This is a genomic window from Streptococcus mitis (assembly GCF_002096845.1).
Classification (GTDB): Bacteria; Bacillota; Bacilli; order Lactobacillales; family Streptococcaceae; genus Streptococcus; species Streptococcus mitis_A.
Genome location: NZ_NCVK01000045.1, coordinates 60,535 through 82,630, shown reverse-complemented (window position 1 = coordinate 82,630; position 22,096 = coordinate 60,535). Strand labels below are relative to the sequence as shown.

Below are 22,096 nucleotides of genomic sequence, written 5' to 3'. Positions count from 1 at the left end.
TTTGTGATAGAATAGAGGAAGTTGATAAAAGGAGGAAAGCATGGAAGAGTCAAAAGAATTAAATGCAGTTATTGATGTGATTATGTTAGCTGGAACCATTCTTCTCAAAAGTGGCTCAGAGATTCATCGTGTAGAAGATACCATGATTCGGATCGCGCATTCGCAGGGGATTGTGGATTGCAATGTTCTTGCTATGCCTGCTGCCATCTTTTTTTCCATTGAAAATACCAATATTTCGCGAATGAAACGCGTGACCTCATCTTCTTATAACATCGAAAAAGTCTGCGATGTGAACCAGATTTCTCGTCAGCTGGTTGGGGGGCGGATTGATTTAGAGACAGCCTTCAAGCAATTGACGGTCTTGCAAGCTCAACCGCTTCCCTATACCAAGGTGCAGGTGACTCTGGCTGCGACCTTTAGTGCCCCTTTCTTTTCAGTTATGTTTAGTGGAAATATCTACGACGCACTTGGGGCAGGAGTGGCTACCTTATTTGGTTTTGCCTTTTCCCTTTATGTGGAGAAGTTTATCCGAATTCCCTTTGTGACGGCCTTTGCTGGAGCTTTTGTGTTTGGGATGATTGCCCAGTTTTGGGCTCGCTACACAGGTTTTCCTTCAACGGCAGATTTGATTATAGCTGGTGCGGTCATGCCGTTTGTACCAGGAATTGCCTTGACCAATGCGGTTCGGGATATTATGACCAACCACATAAACTCTGGTATGAGTAAGATGTTTGAATCCCTGCTCATTACCCTTGCTTTAGGGGCAGGAACTTCTGTCGCCTTGGTATTGATGAATTAATATGACACTAACAACCTTTTTATTACAAGCAGTGGCAAGTCTTCTTGCTATTATCACTTTTTTAATCGTACTCAATGTTCAACGGTCTATGCTCTTGCCTGGAGGGATTTTGGGCATGGCTGTCTGGCTAATCTATCTTTTGCTCAAGGAACCGACCAATGTTATTGTGGCTACTTTTATTGCAGCCATTATCGGTTCTTGTGTCAGCCAGATTTTAAGTATTCTTTATAAGACACCTGCTGTGGTCTTTATCTTGGCCATCTTGGCACCTCTGGTTCCGGGTTATCTCTCCTATCGGACAACTGCCTTTTTTGTGACAGGAGATTACAGTCATGCCATTGCCAGTGCTACCTTGGTTGTCATGTTGGCTCTGGTAATCTCTATTGGAATGGCTAGTGGAACAGTGATTCTCAGACTTTATTCCTACTTACGAAAGTCGCAAAATAGTTAGATTCATAAGGGACTTGATTTGGTGAATCAAGTCTTTTTTCTCTCTTTTACTGCTATTTGTGATAAAATAGTATAGAACGATTTTTTACATGAATGATAAAACAGAGGTAAATATGACAATCGGTATTGATAAGATTGGTTTTGCGACCAGTCAATATGTCTTGAAATTACAAGACTTAGCAGAAGCGAGGGGAATTGACCCTGAAAAATTAAGCAAAGGACTCTTACTCAAGGAATTGAGTATTGCGCCTCTAACTGAGGATATCGTGACCTTGGCAGCCAGTGCTAGTGACTCTATTTTAACTGAGCAAGAAAGAGCAGAAATTGATATGGTCATTGTGGCTACTGAGTCAGGAATTGACCAAAGTAAAGCTGCGGCCGTCTTTGTGCATGGTTTGCTGGGAATCCAGCCTTTTGCTCGTAGTTTCGAGATTAAAGAAGCCTGCTATGGAGCGACAGCTGCCCTTCATTATGCCAAATTGCATGTGGAAAATTCTCCAGAGTCCAAGGTTTTGGTCATTGCCAGTGATATTGCTAAATACGGTATTGAAACTCCAGGAGAACCAACTCAGGGTGCTGGCAGTGTGGCCATGTTAATTACACAAAATCCACGCATTATGGCCTTCAATAATGACAATGTAGCTCAAACCCGTGACATCATGGATTTCTGGCGTCCAAATTACTCAACAACTCCTTATGTAAATGGTGTCTATTCTACCCAGCAATACTTGGATAGTTTGAAAACGACTTGGCTTGAATACCAAAAACGCTACCAGCTTACTTTGGATGATTTTGCGGCTGTTTGCTTCCACTTGCCTTACCCTAAATTAGCGCTAAAAGGCTTGAAAAAAATTATGGATAAGAGCCTGCCTCAAGAGAAAAAAGACCTCTTGCAAAAGCATTTTGACCAGTCTATTCTCTACAGTCAAAAGGTGGGGAATATCTACACAGGTTCACTTTTCCTTGGACTTTTGTCTCTCTTGGAAAATACAGATAGCTTGAAGGCTGGGGATAAAATTGCCCTTTATAGTTACGGAAGTGGTGCTGTGGCTGAGTTCTTCAGTGGTGAATTGGTTGAAGGATATGAAGCATATCTAGATAAAGACCGCTTGAACAAACTCAACCAACGAACTGCCCTATCCGTTGCAGACTATGAAAAAGTCTTCTTTGAGGAAGTAGACTTAGATGAAACAAACTCTGCCCAGTTTGCTGGCTATGAAAATCAAGATTTTGCCTTGGTTGAAATTGTGGACCACCAACGCCGTTATAGCAAGGTTGAAAAATAATGAAGATAAGTTGGAATGGATTTTCTAAAAAATCATACCAAGAGCGCCTCGAGCTGTTAAAAGCTCAGGCGCTCCTTAGTCCTGAGAGACAAGAGAGTCTGGAGCAGGATGAACAAATTAGCGTGACTGTCGCAGACCAGCTGAGTGAGAATGTAGTGGGAACTTTTTCTCTGCCTTATTCGCTGGTCCCAGAGGTTCTCGTTAACGGTCAGGAATACACAGTTCCCTATGTGACAGAAGAACCGTCCGTGGTTGCTGCAGCCAGCTATGCCAGTAAAATCATCAAGCGTGCAGGCGGTTTTACCGCACAAGTCCATCAGCGTCAGATGATTGGTCAGGTAGCCCTTTATCAAGTTGATGATCCAGATCTAGCGCAAGAGAAGATTGCCAGCAAGAAGGCTGAACTCTTGGAGCTTGCCAATCAAGCTTATCCTTCTATCGTTAAACGCGGGGGCGGGGCGCGTGATTTGCATGTAAAGCAGATAAAAGGTGAAACAGACTTTCTCGTTGTTTATCTCCATGTCGATACCCAAGAAGCTATGGGAGCCAATATGCTCAACACTATGCTGGAGGCCTTGAAACCAGTCTTAGAAGAACTCAGTCAGGGACAAAGTCTCATGGGAATCCTGTCTAATTACGCGACCGATTCTCTGGTAACAGCAAGCTGTCGCATCGCCTTTCGCTACTTGAGCCGCCAAAAGGATCAAGGACGAGAAATTGCGGAGAAAATAGCTTTGGCTAGTCAGTTTGCGCAGGCTGATCCTTATCGAGCAGCTACCCACAATAAAGGAATTTTTAACGGTATTGATGCCATTTTGATTGCCACTGGTAATGACTGGCGTGCCATTGAGGCGGGAGCTCATGCCTTTGCCAGTCGAGATGGACGCTACCAAGGTTTTAGTTGCTGGACACTGGACCTTGAAAGAGAAGAATTGGTAGGTGAGATGACTCTGCCCATGCCTGTGGCGACCAAGGGTGGTTCTATCGGACTCAACCCTCGTGTAGCTCTCAGTCATGAACTACTGGGAAATCCTTCTGCCAAAGAATTAGCCCAGATTATCGTGTCTATCGGACTTGCCCAAAATTTTGCGGCCCTCAAAGCCTTGGTCAGCACAGGCATTCAGCAAGGCCACATGAAATTGCAGGCCAAATCCTTAGCTCTTCTAGCAGGTGCTAGTGAATCCGAGGTAGCTCCCCTAGTCGAACGCCTCATCGCAGATAAAACCTTTAACCTAGAGACTGCCCAGCGTTATCTAGAAAACTTAAGATCATAAAAAAACTCAGACGAATTGGTCTGAGTTTTCTTGTGCTTATACTCAATGAAAATCAAAGAGCAAACTAGGAAGCTAGCCGCAAGCTGTACTTGAGTACGGTAAGGCGACGCTGACGTGGTTTGAATTTGATTTTCGAAGAGTATTAAATACTTTTTCCTGGTAATAATGTAACTGGTAAAAAGTAACCAGTTGTCGCAACTTCCTTGCCTTCAATCTTTTGCAAGAGGAGGTCAACAGTAAGGCAGGCAATCTCTTCCAAGGGTTGCTTAATAGTAGCTAGTTGAGGGTAGTAATTCTCGATAAAGTAGGTACCATCGTAACCGATGACCTTGAGCTCTTCTGGTACAGAAATTCCCAGTTCCTGAGCAATTTTAATAACCAGAATAGCTGTTAAGTCATCCGAAGCAAAGATGGCATCTGGCTTTTGTCGAGTCAAGATATTCTTGATTTCCATTTCTTTTCTGACGGGAGAAAAGTCACTGGAAACATTGATAATAGGTGCTTTGGGGAGTACGGATGCAAAACCAGCGTGGCGTAGTCCAGTTGGCGAATTGGAATTGTCATTCCCTGTAATCATGATGATAGACTGGGCACCTGTCTTGACTAAGGTCTGGGCTGCGAGAACCCCACCAGCGTGGTTGTCAGAGGATACGACAGGAATGTCTGGTGACAGATTGCGGTCAAAGGAAATAATTGGCGCGGTCACACGATTGTAGTCTTCGATTCCCAAGTTGTGACTACCAGAAATGATGCCGTCCACCTGATTGGCTTCCAACATTTCGATGTATTCGCGTTCCTTCTCAGAATCGTGCTCACTGTTGCAGATGATGGTCTTGTAACCATTCTTAAAAAGTTGGTGTTCCAGTTTATCAATCAATTCTGCATAGAAAACATTGGAAATATTGGGAAAAATCAAGCCGATTAACTTAGCTGATTTTCCTTGCAGACTACGAGCTAGGTTGTTGGGTTTATAGCCCAATTCCCGCATGGCTTCATTAACTTTTTGAATGGTTTTCTCAGATAAATACCCTTTTTTATTGATAACCCGAGAAACGGTAGTAGGGCTGACGCCTGCAAGTTTGGCGACATCAGTTAGTTTTGCGACCATAATCTAATTCATAGTAAGTTCCAGTTGGGTTTCCAGATTTGATGAGGATACCATTTTGGTCCGCATGTGGGAAGACACGACCAGAAAATACTTTTTCTCCTTTATTGATGAAAATTTCAAAGACAGAGTTATCAATGAAAATTGTAGCAGTAGTAGCCTGATTATCGATAGGGCAAGAACGAGTTGTCCCAAATTCTTGAGCGTACTGTTCACCAGCCTGGCTACGATCCACTGTCACTTGACCATTTACAAGGTCAAAGTTGATGGAAAGTCCCTTGCCTTCTTTATCAGCAAGTAAGACAATCTCGCTCTGGCTATTGGATTCCAAGTTAAGTTCAAGTTCGTAAGTGTTCTTAGTTTGGGCACGGTTTGAGAAGGCTTCTTCAGAAGTACGGAGATCCTTGATAGCTGCGACGGGGTATTGGTAGAGTTTGCCGTCTTTGATAGTGAGTTCCTTGACCAAAGAGAAGGTTCCTTGGTGGTCAAAACGGTCAGATGGATATGAAACATCAGGCAATCCAAGCCAGCTAACAGCTAGAGCACGTCCATCAGGAGCGTTGAAGGCTTGAGTTGCATAGGCTTCGAAACCATAATCCATGTTTTGAAGTTGAGACACATCTACCATTTTGGCATTTTCAGGGTCAAAGGAAGCCCCAATCTTATACATATTTGGATAGATATTATCGTAGTCTAGAACTTTCTTATCCAATCCTTGTGGGCAGTAGAGAAGGACAGGTTGTTCCCCTACAAAGACCAGATTTGGACATTCCATCATGTAGGCAGTGCGGTCGTTAGCAAAGTCAAGGTCGCCAACTGCTTGCCAGTTTGTGTAGTCGTTGTCAACAGCCTTGTAGAGACGGACGAAGCCTTTTTTCTCCAAGTCCTGTCCACCGACTATGGCATAATATTGACCTTTAAAATTAAAAATTTGCGGATCGCGGAAGTGGTCTGTAGAATCTGCTGGCTGGTCAATCAAGATCTTGTCAATCTTCGTAATCTTGCCATCCTTGTCCATCAAAGCCCCGATTTGGTATGGGTGACGAATCCAGTTTTCATCGCGGACATTTCCTGTATAGAATAGGAACAAGTTATCGCCAAACTGCATGGCAGAACCAGAGTAGGCACCGTGGCTATCTAATGGAGTATCAGGCAAAACTTTAACTCCAGTTTCTGTAAAGTGAACCAAATCCTCACTTTCCAATTGCACCCAAGATTTCAAACCGTGGGCTGCACCAAAAGGAAAGTTCTGATAAAAAACAATCCACTTTCCGTCAAAGTAAGAAAAGCCATTTGGGTCGTTTAGGAGTCCTGTTTTTGGCTCAACATGGTAATGAGTATGCCATGGAGATTGTGCCATATTTTCCTTAATATTTTGAATTTCTTCTTGCGTCCAATCTTGATAAAGTCTGTAACGACGCTCAGTTGTCCATTCCATTCTTTCATTCCTCCAAAAATCTTATCACTTTTAATAGTAACCGTTTTCGGAAAAAAAAGCAAGCCTTTTATGTTAAAAAAGAGAAAAAACTGTCAAACGTTTATCATAAAATAAATGCAGGAAATCAATCACATTTTCACGTAAATATGAAAGATAATGAAACAAAAGCCTTTTACTCAAGATTTTAAACTTATTTTTTTAAGGAATACCTGATAAAACAGTCAAAATCAATCAATCTAAAACGAGCCAACTAAGTGGATAGAATATTTTTTCTGCAAAACGCTTGACATATTTCTAAAACATGATAAAATAATAGTCGTAGGGCGAATAAAATCGCTTTCAAACAATAACAAAATTTTATATAAGGAGATTTTTGCAAATGAACAATCAGGAAATTGCAAAAAAAGTCATCGATGCCTTGGGCGGACATGAAAATGTCAACAGTGTAGCTCACTGTGCGACTCGTCTTCGTGTCATGGTCAAAGATGAAGGAAAAATCAATAAAGAAGTGATTGAGAACTTGGAAAAAGTTCAAGGTGCTTTCTTTAACTCAGGTCAATACCAAATCATCTTTGGTACTGGTACAGTAAACAAAATGTACGATGAAGTTGTTGCGCTTGGTTTGCCAACATCATCTAAAGATGACATGAAAGCAGAAGCTGCGAAACAAGGGAACTGGTTCCAACGTGCTATCCGTACTTTCGGTGACGTTTTTGTTCCAATCATCCCAGTTATCGTAGCGACAGGTCTCTTTATGGGTGTGCGTGGTCTTTTCAACGCTCTTGAAATGCCACTTCCAGGTGACTTTGCAACTTACACTCAAATCTTGACAGATACAGCCTTTATCATCTTGCCAGGTTTGGTTGTGTGGTCAACCTTCCGTGTATTTGGTGGAAATCCTGCCGTTGGTATCGTTCTTGGTATGATGCTTGTTTCTGGCTCACTTCCAAACGCTTGGGCAGTCGCTTCAGGTGGTGAAGTAACAGCTATGAACTTCTTTGGTTTCATCCCTGTTGTTGGTTTGCAAGGTTCCGTTCTTCCAGCCTTCATCATCGGGGTTGTCGGAGCTAAATTTGAAAAAGCTGTCCGCAAGGTTGTTCCAGATGTCATTGACCTTTTGGTAACACCATTCGTGACACTTTTGGTCATGTCTATCCTTGGGCTCTTTGTTATCGGACCAGTCTTCCACGTTGTTGAAAACTACATCCTTATTGGTACAAAAGCAATTCTTGGCTTGCCATTTGGTCTTGGTGGTTTCTTGATTGGTGGGGTTCACCAATTGATCGTTGTGTCAGGTGTGCACCACATCTTTAACTTGCTTGAAGTTCAATTGCTTGCTGCTGACCATGCTAACCCATTCAACGCTATCATCACAGCTGCTATGACAGCCCAAGGTGCTGCGACTGTTGCGGTTGGTGTTAAAACTAAAAATCCAAAACTGAAAACACTTGCTTTCCCAGCTGCTCTTTCTGCCTTCCTCGGTATTACAGAGCCTGCTATCTTCGGGGTGAACTTGCGTTTCCGTAAACCATTCTTCCTTTCATTGATTGCTGGTGCAATCGGTGGTGGATTGGCTTCAATCCTTGGACTTGCTGGTACTGGTAGTGGTATCACTATCATCCCTGGTACAATGCTTTATGCAGGTAATGGACAACTTCCACTATACCTTCTTATGGTAGCTGTATCATTTGCACTTGGTTTTGCTCTTACTTACATGTTTGGTTATGAGGATGAAAAAGAAGTTGCTACTGAAGTAGAGACAGAACGTTTGGTCCAAGAAGAAACAACTGGTAACATTCCAGCAGCTCTTCAAAATGAAACACTTGTAACTCCTATCGTTGGTGATGTTGTAGCTCTTGCTGATGTTAATGACCCTGTTTTTTCAAGTGGTGCTATGGGACAAGGTATCGCTGTGAAACCAAGTCAAGGTGTGGTCTATGCACCTGCTGATGCTGAAGTTTCAATTGCATTTCCAACAGGACACGCTTTTGGTTTGAAAACAACTGATGGTGCTGAAGTTTTGATCCACGTTGGTATTGACACTGTATCTATGAATGGTGAAGGTTTTGAAGCAAAAGTTGCCCAAGGTGATAAGGTTAAAGCTGGCGATGTTCTTGGAACATTTGACTCAAACAAAATCGCCGCAGCTGGTCTTGATGATACAACAATGGTTATCGTTACAAACACAGCTGACTACGCTTCAGTAGCTCCAGTCGCAACAGGTTCAGTTGCTAAGGGAGATGCTGTGATCGAAGTGAAAATCTAATCAATCCTCTCTAATGTGAAAACGAACAAATGACATGTTTGTTCGTTTTTGCTTGAATGGTAAGATTTACAGAGGAAAATCTAAAAAATAGATAAATTTAGATTTTCGAAATATGCTATAATAAAGAAAATAAAAACAAGAGGTTTATCATGACAAAATTATATGGAAGCTTGGAAGCGGGCGGTACAAAGTTTGTCTGTGCTGTCGGTGATGAAAACTTTAACGTTGTAGAAAAAACACAATTTCCAACAACAACTCCAATCGAAACAATCGATAAAACCATTGAGTTCTTCTCAAAATTCGATAATCTTGCTGGTCTTGCAGTTGGTTCATTTGGTCCGATTGATATTGATAAAAACTCAAAAACTTATGGCTTTATCACGACGACTCCAAAACCAAACTGGGCAAATGTGGACTTGCTTGGTGCCCTTCGTCGTGCCCTCAACGTGCCAATGTACTTCACTACAGACGTAAACAGCTCTGCCTATGGTGAAGTGGTTGCCCGTAATAATGCTGGTGGTCGTATCGAAAACTTGGTTTACTACACAATCGGTACAGGTATCGGTGCAGGTGTTATCCAACGTGGTGAGTTTATCGGCGGTGTGGGTCATCCTGAAATGGGTCACTACTATGTGGCTAGACACCCAATGGATATTGAAAAAGAGTTTAAGGGTGTTTGTCCTTTCCATAAGGGATGTTTGGAAGGCTATGCAGCTGGTCCAAGTTTGGAAGCTCGTACAGGTGTTCGTGGGGAAAACATTGAACTTAACAATCCTGTTTGGGATGTTCAAGCCTACTATATAGCTCAAGCTGCGGTTAATGCGACAGTGACTTTCCGCCCAGACGTGATTGTCTTTGGTGGAGGAGTCATGGCTCAACAACACATGCTGGAACGTGTCCGTGAGAAATTTACATCTCTTCTCAATGGTTACCTACCAGTACCTGATGTGCGTGAATACATCGTGACACCAGCAGTCGCAGGAAATGGTTCTGCTACTCTTGGAAACTTTGTCCTTGCAAAAGAAGTTTCAAAATAAAGCACAAAATCCGCTTGGGAAACCAAACGGATTTTGTAGTTGAAAACAATATTTTTGAGCTTTTCCTTAAGTGATTACGGACGGTAGCGACTTTCTTCGAAATTCCATACCTAAACTTTGAGCCTAATGTCTCAAAGTTTCCGAACACCTGAAACCATTAGATTTCAGGTGTTTCTATCACGGCGGAAAGGCTAGGTAAGTCCTCGCCTCACTATCGAAAAATAGGTATGATTTTCATACCAAAGTATATTTAGTATCAAGCTATAGTCAATCTACGTTCTAAAAATCCGCTTGGGAAACCAAACGGATTTTTTACATGTCAAAACATTTGCCAGAAGAAGTCGATAATATAGGTCAGACCGTAGGTATAAACCACGAGGGTAAAGGGCTTGGTCAGAATGATGATGGTCATATAGCGCTTGAAACTCATCTTGGTCAGGGCAGCCAGCATACAGAGAAAGTCAGCTGGACTAATGGGCCAAATCATCATAAAGATAAAGAAACGGTCAAAACGATTGCCCTTATCCAACCAACCGATATACTTGTCATAGGTGCGCTTGCTGACGACAGACTGAACAAAGGCAGCCCCATAGAGGCGCACTAGATAAAAGATAATAGCACAGCCAATCACGATGCCGATATAGTTGTAGATAGTCCCGATGATGTGCCCGTAGATAAAGACGCCAGCCACCGAGGTCAAGGCTCCTGGAATGATAGGGACGACAGTCTGTAAAATCTGTAAAAAGATAAAGAGAGGTGGCCCCCAGATGCCTGCCTGCTGGATAAAGGCAGAGAGGGTTTCCTTAGACTGTAAAATCCCAGCCTGATAAGCCCAAATACAGAAAATCAAACTCCCAACCCCACCGACAATCGATGAGATATTGATAACTTGCTGCAGAAGGGGAGAAACAGCTTTCATTTGTGTATCCTGTGACATGTAAACTCCTCATAGATAGTATAACTCTACTATACCATATTTTGGAGGAGAAAGGGGAAGATTGCTTTTGCAATGGGAAGAGTGATGGATTTTGAGGCTAAACATGCTATAATAAAGGGAGCAGGCAAGTAGCAAAGGAGAGAGTATGATACAGGTAAAACCAGAACTGGAGATAGAAAAACAACTGATCAACCAACTGGTAACTGGGGAAAGTCAATGGACTTACAGAGATGACCTTAAAACAGAAGAGCAATTATGGGAAAACTTCTTTGAAAAGCTAGCCCAGAACAATGTGGCTCTATTGGCAGATCATCCCCTGACAGAACAGGAAAAACGCCAGATAAAGAATCAACTGAACTTTGTTAGCTACTATGATGCGGCCAAGTGGTTGGTCGGCGAAAATGGCATTGCCAAGGTTGAGGTTCAGAGAGAAGATGCTAGTTTGGGGACTATCCGTTTATCTGTCATTTGGCGAGACAATATCGCAGCTGGTAAGTCTAGTTATGAGGTTGTCAACCAAGTCGAGAGAGATAAGATAAATCCTCAGGATCAAGACCGCAGGCTAGATGTGACCCTCTTGATCAATGGCCTTCCAATGATTCAGATCGAGCTTAAAAGTCCCCGGGTTGCTTTTTTAGATGCCTTTCATCAAATCAAGAAGTATGATAGGGAAGGCAAGTTCCGTGGTATTTACTCTAGCTTACAGATGTTTGTTGTGACCAATAAGGTAGACACGCGCTATATCGCTGCAGCCAGAGAGAATAAACTCAACAAGCAATTTCTAACCAAGTGGGTGGATAAGGATAATCAACCCGTAACGAGCTTGACCAGCTTTGCTCACGAAGTCCTTTCTATCCCTCGTGCCCATCAGATGGTCATGCAGTATTCTGTCCTTGATGATAGCAAGAAAGCTCTCATTCTCTTGCGTCCCTACCAGATTCATGCTATTGAGGCTGTTCAGGAAGCTTCTCGCCAGCAAGCATCAGGATATGTCTGGCACACGACAGGTTCAGGTAAGACCCTGACTTCTTATAAGGTAGCTCGGAATCTCCTCCAGATTCCTTCCATCCAAAAGACGATTTTTGTCGTTGACCGAAGGGACTTGGACCAACAGACTACTTCGTCCTTTCTCTCTTATGCGACCAATGATGTCATTGATATTGATGAGACGGATAATACACATGATTTGATCAAGCGACTAGGAAGTAACGATAAGCGTGTGGTGGTAACGACCATCCAGAAAATCATCACCATGATACGTAAGTTTGAACAAGGTCTTTACCAACGAGATGCGGACAAAATCAAGGGTCTTCGAGTGGCCTTTGTCGTGGATGAATGCCACCGTGCCGTAACACCTCAAACACAAAAAGACATTAAGGCCTTTTTCCCACAGTCTCTCTGGTATGGTTTTACAGGCACACCTATTTTTAAGGAAAATAAACGCCAGCAAGTCGGCGATCTAGCTCAAACCACCCAGCAACAGTACGGTGACCGTCTCCATGAGTATACAGTCAAGGAAGCTATCCATGACGGAGCAGTTTTAGGCTTTAAGGTGGATTATCGCAATACCCTCATCACGGATAAATCCGAAAATGACATACCAGATACTGTCTACGAAGATGAAGAGCATATGCTGGAAGTCTTGGATGCCATTATCAATAAATCCCGTCAACAGCTAGGCTTCCAAAAGGGAGTTGGTAAGACCTATAATGCTATCCTGACCGTCAAGTCAATCCCTCAAGCCCAAGCCTACTATGACCTCCTCAAACGGGTCAAGGCTGGGGAGACGAGAGTCAAGGTATTGGAGAGGGTCAAGCAGGTCCTTCCTGACTTTCCAAAGGCGACTATCACCTACTCGGTCACAGAAAACGAAGAAGACTCAAGAGCCAATCAAGACCACATGAAGCAAGTCTTAGAGGACTACAACCAAGAGTTTGATACCCACTTTACCATGGCGGATCTGCGTGGCTTTAATACGGATGTCAATAACCGTCTAGCTCGAAAGCAGGATAAATACCTCTATCGCAAGGAGCAGTTGGACTTAGTCATCGTGGTCAATCGTCTCTTAACAGGCTTTGATGCCCCTTGTCTATCAACTCTCTTTATTGATCGCAAACCCATGCAACCACAGGACTTGATTCAGGCTTTTAGCCGAACCAACCGTATCTTTGACTCTAGTAAGACTTACGGTCATATCATCACCTTCCAAAAGCCTCTAGCTTTTAAGGAAGCAGTAGATAATGCCCTCAAGCTCTACTCAAATGGTGGTGAAAACGAGGTCCTAGCCCCAAGCTGGGAAGAGGAAAAGAGGAACTTTTTACGGAGTTGCAGTGATTTCAAAAATCTTGCTACTGATGACTATGTGAATGGTCTAGATTTCGAGCAAGTCTCTACGCCTGAGTTGAGGAAACTAGCTAAAACCTATCAAGCCTTTGATAAATACCTAGCCTCTATCCGAGTGTATAAAGAGTATGATGAGGAAGAAGTTTACAGTCAGACAGGACTTGATGGAGAAAAGTTGGAAAGGTATCTGGGTCTTTATCGAAATGTCCTTGCAGAATTAAAAAGCCGAGTAGAGGATGATGACGATGGAGAGCCACTTGATATTCACTATGAACTGGAGTCTATCCAAGTAGACGAAATCAACTATGCCTATATCTTGACCTTGATCCAAAGTCTGATCGAGCAAGGCCAGAGTCAAGAAAAGAACCTAAGCACTCAAGATAGGGAAGCCGTGGATAACTATATTCAGAGTCTTGAGAAGACCAATCCCAATCTTGCCCAGATCATCACTGAACTGTGGAGAGAGGTACAAGAACATCCAGAAAGCTATCGTGGTCAGTCTATCGCAAATATCTTGGATCAGATGATCGAGGCGGTCATCCAACAACATATCCAAGTCTTTAGCAAGCGCTGGTATGTCGGCGAGGATGAACTCCGATACTATGTCGAGCACTACCGTAAGGGAGCTAAAAAACAACTAGGAGAAAGCCAGCTGACCAAGAGCCAGCGCTATCAGGACTATAAGCTAGAGGTGGCGGATGCCCTCAATCCTCTCCTCTATAAAAAACAAATCAAGGAAGCCTATACCCAACTGGTGGAGGAAGTCATTGAGCCATTGAGGGTTGGGAGATAAGGGGATAAATTATGGATAAATTGTTAGATAGTTTGCAAAATGTGTTTGGTAATAGATTGCTGGAATATTTTATGGAACAAGACAAGAAACATAAATATTTACAATTGGATGACTATCAAAAAGTAATTCAGAAATTTATTGAGGATGAACAGTTCTTTCGAACTAACTATTATAGTGGGAACCATGTTCATTTCACTCGTTTTCTGCTTGTTAGCATTGAGAAATTTAAAAATAATGATAGAACAATCGATTTTACAGAGTTAGATCATAAAGGTAAATTGATTTGGCAATTAGAACATATTATACCTCAAAGTAAATTTGAACCAGGAGATTCTAACAAGAATAATTTAGGGAATTTAACTTTATTACATGGAGATTTAAATGTAAAAATTTCAAACGAAAATTTTGAAGAAAAAAAGAAAGTCTTACATGAAGAAGATGAGTCAAAGTTTTACATTAATGAAGTTTTTAGAAGAAATAATTTTAAGAAATCTGATATTGATAAGAGATCAAGTGATTTAAAAAATGATTTAGTTGATATTATTAATAATCATTTTGATGCTTATTGTGAAAAAGTGTTGAAAATAAAGAATATGGAGCTAAATAATGAGTAACAATAGTGTAAATGGGAGAATCTATCATTATGAAAATAATAAGAACATTTTTAAAGGGTTAGATGAAAATCAACAAATTATTAAACTAAAAGAATTTGTCAATAAATATTTTGTATCTAAAAATCTTGTCATATTCATAGGTTCAGGATGTTCATCGGGTGCAATTCCACTTATGTCAAAAACGATGAGTGATATTTTAGAGAATAATAAAAATGTTTATGAAAAAGTTAAAGAGTTTTTAAATATTAAAGATTTGAGTTATCTTATTAGAAATTTGGAATTATGTAAAAAGTGGCTAGAGAAAAATAAAAAAGACAATGAAATTGAAATTAAAATAATTAATGATATATTGGAAAAAGCAGAAGGGAATTATAATAATATAGGTTCGTTTGTAAGTGCTCTGTCCGAGGAACAACTGAATTCGATAGATAAACACTTTTATAAAAGTTTCTCCGATATTGAAAGTTTACTCAACTGGTTACAGAGTGGTTTAAGTTTTCAACCAAGTAATGATGATTTAAAATCAGTAATTAGTATCTTGAAAAGTGAGTTTTTAAAAACTATACCAGCTCTGGATGATGATAAATATAAAGATAGTGAAACAATAAATACTTATCATAAATTTTATCAATCTGTTTTTAAATATAGAACTGAGTTGAGTAATAAAATCAACATAGTGACAACGAACTACGATTTGTTTAATGAATATTCATTAGAAAGCAACCGCATTGTTTATTCAACAGGTTTTGAAAATAGTTTATACAGAAATTTTAATGTGAATTCATTTAAGCAAAGGTTAGTAGACGATACAAATAGATATAAGGATGTATGGCAGCCCACTTCTAAAGAAGCTAATTTATTAAAAATACATGGTTCAATCAATTGGACTTCTGATGAAAGTGGGAAATTAATCCAAAAGGATCTTTTTAAACAGAGCGATGAAGAAATTATTATTTATCCAACAATGTTAAAGCATAGACAAACTGCACAAGCTCCATATTCAGAACTATTTAGAGAGTTTGCAAATGTACTTCAAGTTCCAAATACAGTCCTTATTGTTATGGGATATGGTTTTCCTGACGAGCATATTAATAACATCATTTCTCAAAATCTAAAACATCAAGATTTTACTTTGATTGTTTTTGGTGATACATCAGAAGATAATATGAAGAAATTTTTTGATGAATTTAAGACTCAAGATGGATTTCATTTAATTGGAGGGGATACGTCTTGTGATGGAGTAAAAGCCCACTACTTTAACTATATTGTTGATGAAATCATAAATTATGTTCCAAAGGATGAATCAGGACAAAAGGGAGAAGATTCTCATGAATAGTATTGGGCGAGTAGTGTTAGTTTCATATGACAGATTGGTTTTTGAAGTAAGTGACTTTGAAAAATTAATTTATAATTTTAAAGGGGAAATTTATATCGCGCAAGGAGTTATAGATTATGTCACAATAAAAAGTCAATTTGGAGATAAATTTGTTTACCAAGTTGTTAAAGTGGAAGACAAGGAAATTAAAATTGTTAATGATGAAAAATCAAAGTTTGACTATGTAGGAAGATTTGAATGTGTTCCTGTAGGAATATTAGAAAACGACAAAATTAACTTTAATCTAAAGAAATATCCCTTTTTACAAGATAGAGTCTATTTATCAAGTGATGAGGATTTGCAGAAGGTGTTTTCTATTGAGAAAAGAGAAACATCAATTTTATTAGGAACTATCCAAGATAAATATGATGCACAAATAAATCTAAATAAATTAATTACTCATCATTCTGCTATTTTAGGTAATACTGGTTCAGGAAAATCTACCACAGTCAGAAAAATCATTAAAGAAATATCAACTAAAGAAACTAGTAATTTATATTTAAATATTTTTGATATTCACAATGAGTACTCGCAGATAGACGGTGTAAATAATATTGATGTATTGGAAGATTTTTCGATAAAAATAGAATCATTAGAACTACAAGATTGGTTGAATTTGATAAAACCATCAGAACTTGTGCAGTTGCCTGTAGTTCAAACAGCATTGAAATTGGCTAATTGTCTAACAGAAAATAAATTAGATAGAGAAAAATTAAGTTGTTTTATAGCCTATAACTTATATCATAATCAACAATCTGATGCTGTAGCTAAACGAACTAAAATTATTGGAATCCTACAGAATACAAGTATTGATACTACAATGTATGATGCTCGATTTGGTAACTTTAATGGCAGTACTGGTGAAACAACATTCAAATCTAATTTACAGAGTAAAATGTATGGAAGTCATTCGAAAATAACTAAAGAAATTGAGAATGCTAGATATACAATAAATAGTTTTGCAGACTTGTTTGAAGCTTTAAATTTTGTATTTCTCTTAGAAGAGTGTCAGGGAAATACTCAAGCAAGAGGGTATTCAGGAACCCTTGAAACTAGAATTAAACATATTCAATTAAGATATGGTAGCTTATTTAAAGCAAAAATAGATGAGAGCGATGAAGAGGAGAAACAATCAAAAATCACGGTATATAATGTTTCTGGCTTAGATGATGATTTATTGTTGTTTTTTACCACTTATATGTTAAAAAAAGAGTTCAAAAAGAGTTCTGAAAAAAAGATAAACGATAGGAATGTCAATTTATTTATTTTTGAAGAAGCACACAGATATATATCAAAATTAAACGAAAATAGTCTATTTGGTGAAGTTGAAGTCTTTAAAAAGATAGCTCGTGAGGGTAGGAAATTTGGTTGTTTCTTGATGTTATCTAGCCAGCGTCCTAGTGAGTTATCGTCAACTGTTCTTTCTCAATGTAATAATTATTTAATTCATCGAATTAAAAATAATGTTGACTTAGAATATCTTTTAAAAACTATTCCTTATATAAATAAAAATCAGTTAACAAGGTTTTCTTATTTACCGACTGGAACAGCATTTATAGTAGGTGAGTTATATCCTATCCCTGTTGAAGTAGCTGTTGATGGAGAGGATGAAAAAGATATTACAGTTACTCCACAAGTGAAATTTGAAGGCAAATGAAACCAGTTAAGATTAATTCATTTATAGCATTAGATGGGAGAATGAATGAAAAATCATAAAGAACAATTTCCTATAATAAGATTTCACACCTACCGTGATGAATGGAAACAACATAAGTTAGGAGAAGTATTTGAACAAACTGTTGAATATGTCGATCCTTATGAACAAAATTTAGAATTATGGAGCGTGACTGTTGAAAGTGGACTAACACCAAAAGAGGAGAGATACAACAGAGAATTTTTAGTAAAAAAGAGTGATAAATTTAAAAAGTTATATCCAGAGGAAATTGTTTATAATCCGATGAATATTACTATTGGAGCTGTAGGATTCAATAATGCTGGTAAAAAGGTTGCTGTCTCTGGATATTATGTGACGATGAAAATGAAATCGAAGTTTTCTAATAAATTTTTCTCGGCATGGTTGAGTTGTCCTAAAGCGATTAGACTATACAAAATTTATTCAACTGGTTCTTTAATTGAGCGACAGAGAGTACAATTTCCTACTTTATCAGATATTAAAGACTATTTCCCTACATTTGACGAACAATCCGCCATTGGTTCCCTTTTCCGTACCCTCGACGACCTTCTGTCTAGCTACAAGGATAATCTCACCAACTACCAAGCTCTCAAGGCGACCATGCTTTCCAAGATGTTTCCCAAAGCTGGACAGACAGTTCCTGAGATTCGTTTGAATGGATTTGAAGAGGACTGGGAAAGGAAGAGTTTATCAGAGGTTTGTACTATTAATTCTGGTAGAGACTATAAACATTTAAAGAATGGGGACATTCCTGTATATGGAACTGGTGGTTACATGCTTTCTGTAAATGAAAAATTATCTGATGAGGACGCTATAGGTATTGGAAGAAAAGGAACTATAGATAAACCATATTTATTATCAGCACCTTTTTGGACAGTAGATACTTTATTTTATGTTATATGTAAAGTAGGATATGACTTGAATTATCTTTTCTTAATTTTTCAAAAAATTCGTTGGAAGAAATTTGACGAATCTACAGGTGTTCCAAGTTTGTCTAAAAAAACTATTGAAAAAGTGGTTTCAAAATTTCCATCTTATGAGGAACAATGCGCTATTGGCCTCTATTTCTCAGACCTCGATAACCTCATCAACTATTACCAAGAAAAAATTTCTCAATTGGAAACACTCAAAAAGAAACTATTGCAGGATATGTTTATTTAAGGAGGAATCATGAATAGCCCTATTAATGAATTAATTAAAAGGATAGAATCTGAAAGGGTCAGACTTAAAGATGATTTTTACAGATTGCCTGATTATGAAAAAGAAGGGAAAAAGACTTCATATAATACTGTAGATATTTACTTTTTATTACTCATTGATTTGATTAAAAGAGAATTAAATGATGTTTTTTTATCTGATGATGTAACAGAAAAGTATAAAAGACTTCGTGATAATTGGTTAGAAAGCATATACTATTGTTTTGGTAGTGACAATTATTATTATGAATCACAGTTACCGCAAATTATAGAGAATTTTAAAATAATTAAACTTTTCTCTTTTATTTCGAGAGTAAAATCAACGACTATAATTATTGGAGCTAATGGTTCAGGGAAATCAAGTCTTATTAATGAATTGAGGAAAAATAATATAAATGAGATATTTATTTTGCCTGCTCAAAAATTATTATATTTTGTTTCCACTATTCATAATCGTAATGAAATTACTAAAGAAAAATATATTCAAGATTTAAAAGAAGTAGATATTAAATATGATACAATTGATTTACAAACCTTACAAATTGAAAAGGATTTTTCAAATACTTTTACTAAACTAATAACATTTTTGATAAAGAATTATGCTAAGATAGCGACTGATAAATCGAGAGGGGTGGACGGGTTATCTATAGCTTTATGGGATAGAGTAGAACAAATATGGAATAAAATTTTTCCTGAAATATCATTTCATCTTGAACCTGATAATCGAGTTGTTGAAGTTGAAAAAAACGGCTCTAAATATAGTATAAATGGGCTTAGTGATGGGGAACGTTGTATATTATTTTATATAGGTAATGTACTTCTTGCTCCGGAAGATAGTTACATCATTGTTGATGAACCAGAAACATTTTTAAATGCTGCTATCTATAATGAATTATGGGATTTACTGATATCAGAACGACCTGATTGTCAATTTATTTTTGCTTCACATAATATGGACTTTGTTCAATCAAGAACAAATGCAAGTTACATGTGGTGCAAGAAATTTGAAATACCTTATAATTTAGATTATCAGATATTGGAAGAATCACAGGAAATGCCTTTCTCATTATTAACCGAAGTATCTGGTACAAAGAAGCCGATTTTATTTTGTGAAGGAACTAAAACTAGTATAGACTATCAGATTTATTCCAAATTATTTAGCGATTTTTGTTTTGTAAAACCAGTCCAGGGACATAAACAAGTTATTCAATACACAAAAGCTTATAATAAATTAAAGGAATTATATGGTAATATAGCTTACGGCATTATTGATTATGACTGGATGGATGAGGCAAGAATTGAAAACTATAAAAAGAAAAATATTTTTGTGCTTCCTTTTAATGAGATAGAGATGCTTTTGATAGATGAAGAAATAGTGAAGTTTGTTCTAGGGGATGATGAACAGGATAAAACGCAAAAATGTAATAAACTAAAAGACGCTGTTATTAGTTCGTGTACAACAAATAAAGATAAGATAATACGAATTGCCTTGAAAAAGAAACTTGATGAATTTATGGAAGGGCATTTGATAGAAACAAGAGAACCAACCGAGGATGAAGCACGGACATTTTTAGAAAATTTATCAGAAAAATTTGATATAACTGTAACATTAGAAAATATAACTAAAATTGTGGAAGATAGCATAGCTTCGTCAGATTTTTCAAGAATTTTAAAGATTTGTAACTTGAAAAATGAAATAATTTCTTCCAAAGAAATTAAAGAAATAGTTTCTAACTTTAAAGAAAAAGCTTTAAGTAGTATTGCATTGGATAATGATTTACAGAAAGAGCTACGTCATAAATATTTTGAAGAATTAGAAAAGAAACTACTGGACAGATAGTTAGATTTTTGAATTAATAAAAAGAAAGAAAATTATGGAAACAACACAAACGTCCCAGTCGCTTTACCAAGCCCTATGGAACTCAGCGGATGTTCTCCGCTCTAAGATGGATGCTAATGACTACAAGTCCTATCTTTTGGGTATGGTCTTTTATAAGTATCTATCAGATAAGATGCTCTTTTTTGTGGCGGAGACTATGGAGGAGGGGAGTGAGAGTCTAGAGGCTGCCCTTGAAGTCTATCGTAACTACTATGAGGATGCGGACACCCACGAGGATCTTCTTGCAGTGATGAAGGACGAACTCAACTATAGTATCAAGCCTGAGTTGACTTTTACGGCTCTTGTAGCACGTGTCAATGAGGGAACTTTCCAGTTGGAAGACTTGGCTCAAGGTTTTCGTGATATCGAGCAGAGTGATGAACTCTATGAAAACCTCTTTGAAGATATTGACCTCTATTCCAAAAAGCTAGGGGCGACTCCGCAAAAGCAAAATCAAACGGTGGCGGCAGTCATGAAAGAGTTGGCTGTGCTAGATGTTGCTGGTCATGCTGGTGATATGCTTGGGGATGCTTATGAGTATCTGATTGGTCAGTTTGCGACTGACTCGGGTAAGAAGGCTGGTGAGTTCTATACACCTCAGCCTGTTGCCAAGCTTATGACACAGATTGCCTTTTTGGGTCGTGAGAATCAGCTAGGTTTTACCATCTATGATGCGACTATGGGTTCTGGCTCTCTCTTGCTCAATGCCAAGAAATACTCTCATAAACCGCAGACAGTGGTCTACTTTGGGCAGGAGCTCAATACTTCGACTTATAACTTGGCTCGGATGAACATGATTCTACATGGTGTTCCTGTTGAAAATCAATTTCTCCACAATGCCGATACACTAGATGAAGACTGGCCGACTCAAGAACCGACTAACTTTGATGGTGTTCTGATGAACCCTCCCTACTCTGCCAAGTGGTCTGCTAGCTCTGGCTTTATGGCGGATCCTCGTTTCTCTCCATTTGGGAAACTGGCACCCCAGTCCAAGGCTGACTTTGCCTTTCTCTTGCATGGTTACTACCATCTCAAGCAGGATAATGGAGTCATGGCTATCGTCCTTCCCCACGGTGTTCTTTTCCGTGGAAATGCGGAAGGAACCATTCGCAAGGCCTTGTTAGAAGAAGGAGCTATTGACACGGTTATCGGTCTTCCAGCCAATATCTTCTTTAATACCAGCATTCCGACCACGGTTATCATTCTCAAAAAGAACCGTACCAGCCGTGATGTTTACTTTATCGATGCCTCTAAGGAGTTTGATAAGGGGAAAAATCAGAATATCATGACGGATGCTCATATCGAGAAGATTCTGGAAGCCTACAAGTCACGTGAGGAGATTGACAAATTTGCCCATCTAGCAAGTTATGAAGAAATCGTCGAAAATGACTATAACCTCAATATCCCTCGCTATGTAGATACCTTTTAGGAAGAAGAAGTCGAGCCACTGACAGATATTGTTTGCAAAATTAACAAGACCAATGATGAGATTGAAAAGCAAACCGCTTCCCTACTCGAAATGCTCGGTCAACTACACGGAACCACACCAGAAGCCGATGCCGAGCTTAAAGAGTTTTTGAAAGAGTTTGAAGGGTGATGGAGATAATTTAC

Annotated in this window: 15 protein-coding genes and 1 pseudogene; 13 read left to right on the top strand and 3 right to left on the bottom strand. The window is 38.8% G+C overall.

What is annotated here, in order from left to right:
* Nucleotides 1-40: 40 nt before the first annotated feature.
* The 4 genes from B7695_RS07520 (at nucleotide 41) to B7695_RS07505 (ending at nucleotide 3,809) form a co-directional block, all read left to right on the top strand.
* Nucleotides 41-799 (top strand): threonine/serine exporter family protein, encoded by a 759-nt coding sequence (locus tag B7695_RS07520; protein ID WP_084890823.1) that lies wholly within the window; start codon nucleotides 41-43, stop codon nucleotides 797-799.
* Between the two features lies 1 nt (nucleotide 800).
* The gene (locus tag B7695_RS07515; RefSeq protein ID WP_084890821.1) at nucleotides 801-1,250 is read left to right on the top strand and encodes a threonine/serine exporter family protein; all 450 of its coding nucleotides are present in this window, start codon (nucleotides 801-803) and stop codon (nucleotides 1,248-1,250) included.
* 112 nt (nucleotides 1,251-1,362) lie between these two features.
* On the top strand, nucleotides 1,363-2,535 hold the full coding sequence (locus tag B7695_RS07510) for a hydroxymethylglutaryl-CoA synthase (protein ID WP_192855756.1): 1,173 nt from the start codon (nucleotides 1,363-1,365) through the stop codon (nucleotides 2,533-2,535).
* Nucleotides 2,535-3,809, top strand: coding sequence for a hydroxymethylglutaryl-CoA reductase, degradative (locus tag B7695_RS07505; protein WP_084890817.1), 1,275 nt, complete (start codon nucleotides 2,535-2,537; stop codon nucleotides 3,807-3,809). Before B7695_RS07510 ends, B7695_RS07505 begins: the two co-directional genes overlap by 1 nt.
* Nucleotides 3,810-3,951: 142 nt before the next feature.
* Here B7695_RS07505 and B7695_RS07500 read toward each other — a convergent pair whose 3' ends face one another.
* Together B7695_RS07500 and B7695_RS07495 are read right to left on the bottom strand one after the other, a co-directional pair.
* Complete coding sequence (locus tag B7695_RS07500) at nucleotides 3,952-4,917, bottom strand: LacI family DNA-binding transcriptional regulator (RefSeq protein ID WP_084890815.1); 966 nt, start codon at nucleotides 4,915-4,917, stop codon at nucleotides 3,952-3,954.
* The gene (locus B7695_RS07495; RefSeq protein ID WP_084890813.1) at nucleotides 4,898-6,352 is read right to left on the bottom strand and encodes a sucrose-6-phosphate hydrolase; all 1,455 of its coding nucleotides are present in this window, start codon (nucleotides 6,350-6,352) and stop codon (nucleotides 4,898-4,900) included. The genes B7695_RS07500 and B7695_RS07495 overlap by 20 nt, the downstream gene beginning before the upstream one ends.
* Before the next feature lie 379 nt (nucleotides 6,353-6,731).
* Here B7695_RS07495 and B7695_RS07485 point away from each other — a divergent pair, with 379 nt between their 5' ends.
* Both B7695_RS07485 and scrK read left to right on the top strand, forming a co-directional pair.
* Nucleotides 6,732-8,618: a sucrose-specific PTS transporter subunit IIBC gene (locus B7695_RS07485; RefSeq protein WP_084890811.1), complete on the top strand. Its 1,887-nt coding sequence runs from the start codon at nucleotides 6,732-6,734 to the stop codon at nucleotides 8,616-8,618.
* Between the two features lie 149 nt (nucleotides 8,619-8,767).
* Nucleotides 8,768-9,655: a fructokinase ScrK gene (scrK, locus tag B7695_RS07480; protein WP_084890809.1), complete on the top strand. Its 888-nt coding sequence runs from the start codon at nucleotides 8,768-8,770 to the stop codon at nucleotides 9,653-9,655.
* 319 nt (nucleotides 9,656-9,974) lie between these two features.
* On the opposite strand, the gene B7695_RS07475 is transcribed toward scrK, so the two are convergent.
* Nucleotides 9,975-10,592: a TVP38/TMEM64 family protein gene (locus B7695_RS07475; RefSeq protein ID WP_084890807.1), complete on the bottom strand. Its 618-nt coding sequence runs from the start codon at nucleotides 10,590-10,592 to the stop codon at nucleotides 9,975-9,977.
* A 145-nt stretch (nucleotides 10,593-10,737) separates the two neighbouring features.
* On the opposite strand from B7695_RS07475, the gene B7695_RS07470 reads away from it, so the two are divergent.
* The 7 genes and pseudogenes from B7695_RS07470 to B7695_RS07440 all read left to right on the top strand — a co-directional run bounded on the left by B7695_RS07470 (nucleotide 10,738) and on the right by B7695_RS07440 (nucleotide 22,082).
* Nucleotides 10,738-13,728, top strand: coding sequence for a type I restriction endonuclease subunit R (locus B7695_RS07470; protein ID WP_084890805.1), 2,991 nt, complete (start codon nucleotides 10,738-10,740; stop codon nucleotides 13,726-13,728).
* An 11-nt stretch (nucleotides 13,729-13,739) separates the two neighbouring features.
* Nucleotides 13,740-14,342 carry an HNH endonuclease family protein gene (locus tag B7695_RS07465; protein WP_084890803.1) on the top strand — a complete coding sequence of 201 codons (603 nt, stop codon included), beginning with the start codon at nucleotides 13,740-13,742 and terminating at the stop codon, nucleotides 14,340-14,342.
* The gene (locus tag B7695_RS07460; protein ID WP_084890801.1) at nucleotides 14,335-15,678 is read left to right on the top strand and encodes an SIR2 family protein; all 1,344 of its coding nucleotides are present in this window, start codon (nucleotides 14,335-14,337) and stop codon (nucleotides 15,676-15,678) included. Before B7695_RS07465 ends, B7695_RS07460 begins: the two co-directional genes overlap by 8 nt.
* The gene (locus tag B7695_RS07455) at nucleotides 15,671-17,374 is read left to right on the top strand and encodes an ATP-binding protein (protein WP_084890799.1); all 1,704 of its coding nucleotides are present in this window, start codon (nucleotides 15,671-15,673) and stop codon (nucleotides 17,372-17,374) included. Before B7695_RS07460 ends, B7695_RS07455 begins: the two co-directional genes overlap by 8 nt.
* A 45-nt stretch (nucleotides 17,375-17,419) precedes the next feature.
* Nucleotides 17,420-18,571, top strand: coding sequence for a restriction endonuclease subunit S (locus B7695_RS11500; protein WP_000788523.1), 1,152 nt, complete (start codon nucleotides 17,420-17,422; stop codon nucleotides 18,569-18,571).
* Between the two features lie 9 nt (nucleotides 18,572-18,580).
* Nucleotides 18,581-20,446, top strand: a complete 1,866-nt coding sequence (locus B7695_RS07445) for an AAA family ATPase (protein ID WP_084890797.1) — start codon at nucleotides 18,581-18,583, stop codon at nucleotides 20,444-20,446.
* A 34-nt stretch (nucleotides 20,447-20,480) separates the two neighbouring features.
* Nucleotides 20,481-22,082: pseudogene (locus B7695_RS07440) on the top strand (type I restriction-modification system subunit M).
* Nucleotides 22,083-22,096 lie beyond the last annotated feature (14 nt).

What these genes read in the sequence shown, in the direction of transcription:
- B7695_RS07520 (WP_084890823.1), top strand. Translation starts at nt 41, where the DNA reads ATGGAAGAGTCAAAAGAATTAAATGCAGTTATTGATGTGATTATGTTA.
- B7695_RS07515 (WP_084890821.1), top strand. Translation starts at nt 801, where the DNA reads ATGACACTAACAACCTTTTTATTACAAGCAGTGGCAAGTCTTCTTGCT.
- B7695_RS07510 (WP_192855756.1), top strand. Translation starts at nt 1,363, where the DNA reads ATGACAATCGGTATTGATAAGATTGGTTTTGCGACCAGTCAATATGTC.
- B7695_RS07505 (WP_084890817.1), top strand. Translation starts at nt 2,535, where the DNA reads ATGAAGATAAGTTGGAATGGATTTTCTAAAAAATCATACCAAGAGCGC.
- B7695_RS07500 (WP_084890815.1), bottom strand. Translation starts at nt 4,917, where the DNA reads ATGGTCGCAAAACTAACTGATGTCGCCAAACTTGCAGGCGTCAGCCCT.
- B7695_RS07495 (WP_084890813.1), bottom strand. Translation starts at nt 6,352, where the DNA reads ATGGAATGGACAACTGAGCGTCGTTACAGACTTTATCAAGATTGGACG.
- B7695_RS07485 (WP_084890811.1), top strand. Translation starts at nt 6,732, where the DNA reads ATGAACAATCAGGAAATTGCAAAAAAAGTCATCGATGCCTTGGGCGGA.
- scrK (WP_084890809.1), top strand. Translation starts at nt 8,768, where the DNA reads ATGACAAAATTATATGGAAGCTTGGAAGCGGGCGGTACAAAGTTTGTC.
- B7695_RS07475 (WP_084890807.1), bottom strand. Translation starts at nt 10,592, where the DNA reads ATGTCACAGGATACACAAATGAAAGCTGTTTCTCCCCTTCTGCAGCAA.
- B7695_RS07470 (WP_084890805.1), top strand. Translation starts at nt 10,738, where the DNA reads ATGATACAGGTAAAACCAGAACTGGAGATAGAAAAACAACTGATCAAC.
- B7695_RS07465 (WP_084890803.1), top strand. Translation starts at nt 13,740, where the DNA reads ATGGATAAATTGTTAGATAGTTTGCAAAATGTGTTTGGTAATAGATTG.
- B7695_RS07460 (WP_084890801.1), top strand. Translation starts at nt 14,335, where the DNA reads ATGAGTAACAATAGTGTAAATGGGAGAATCTATCATTATGAAAATAAT.
- B7695_RS07455 (WP_084890799.1), top strand. Translation starts at nt 15,671, where the DNA reads ATGAATAGTATTGGGCGAGTAGTGTTAGTTTCATATGACAGATTGGTT.
- B7695_RS11500 (WP_000788523.1), top strand. Translation starts at nt 17,420, where the DNA reads ATGAAAAATCATAAAGAACAATTTCCTATAATAAGATTTCACACCTAC.
- B7695_RS07445 (WP_084890797.1), top strand. Translation starts at nt 18,581, where the DNA reads ATGAATAGCCCTATTAATGAATTAATTAAAAGGATAGAATCTGAAAGG.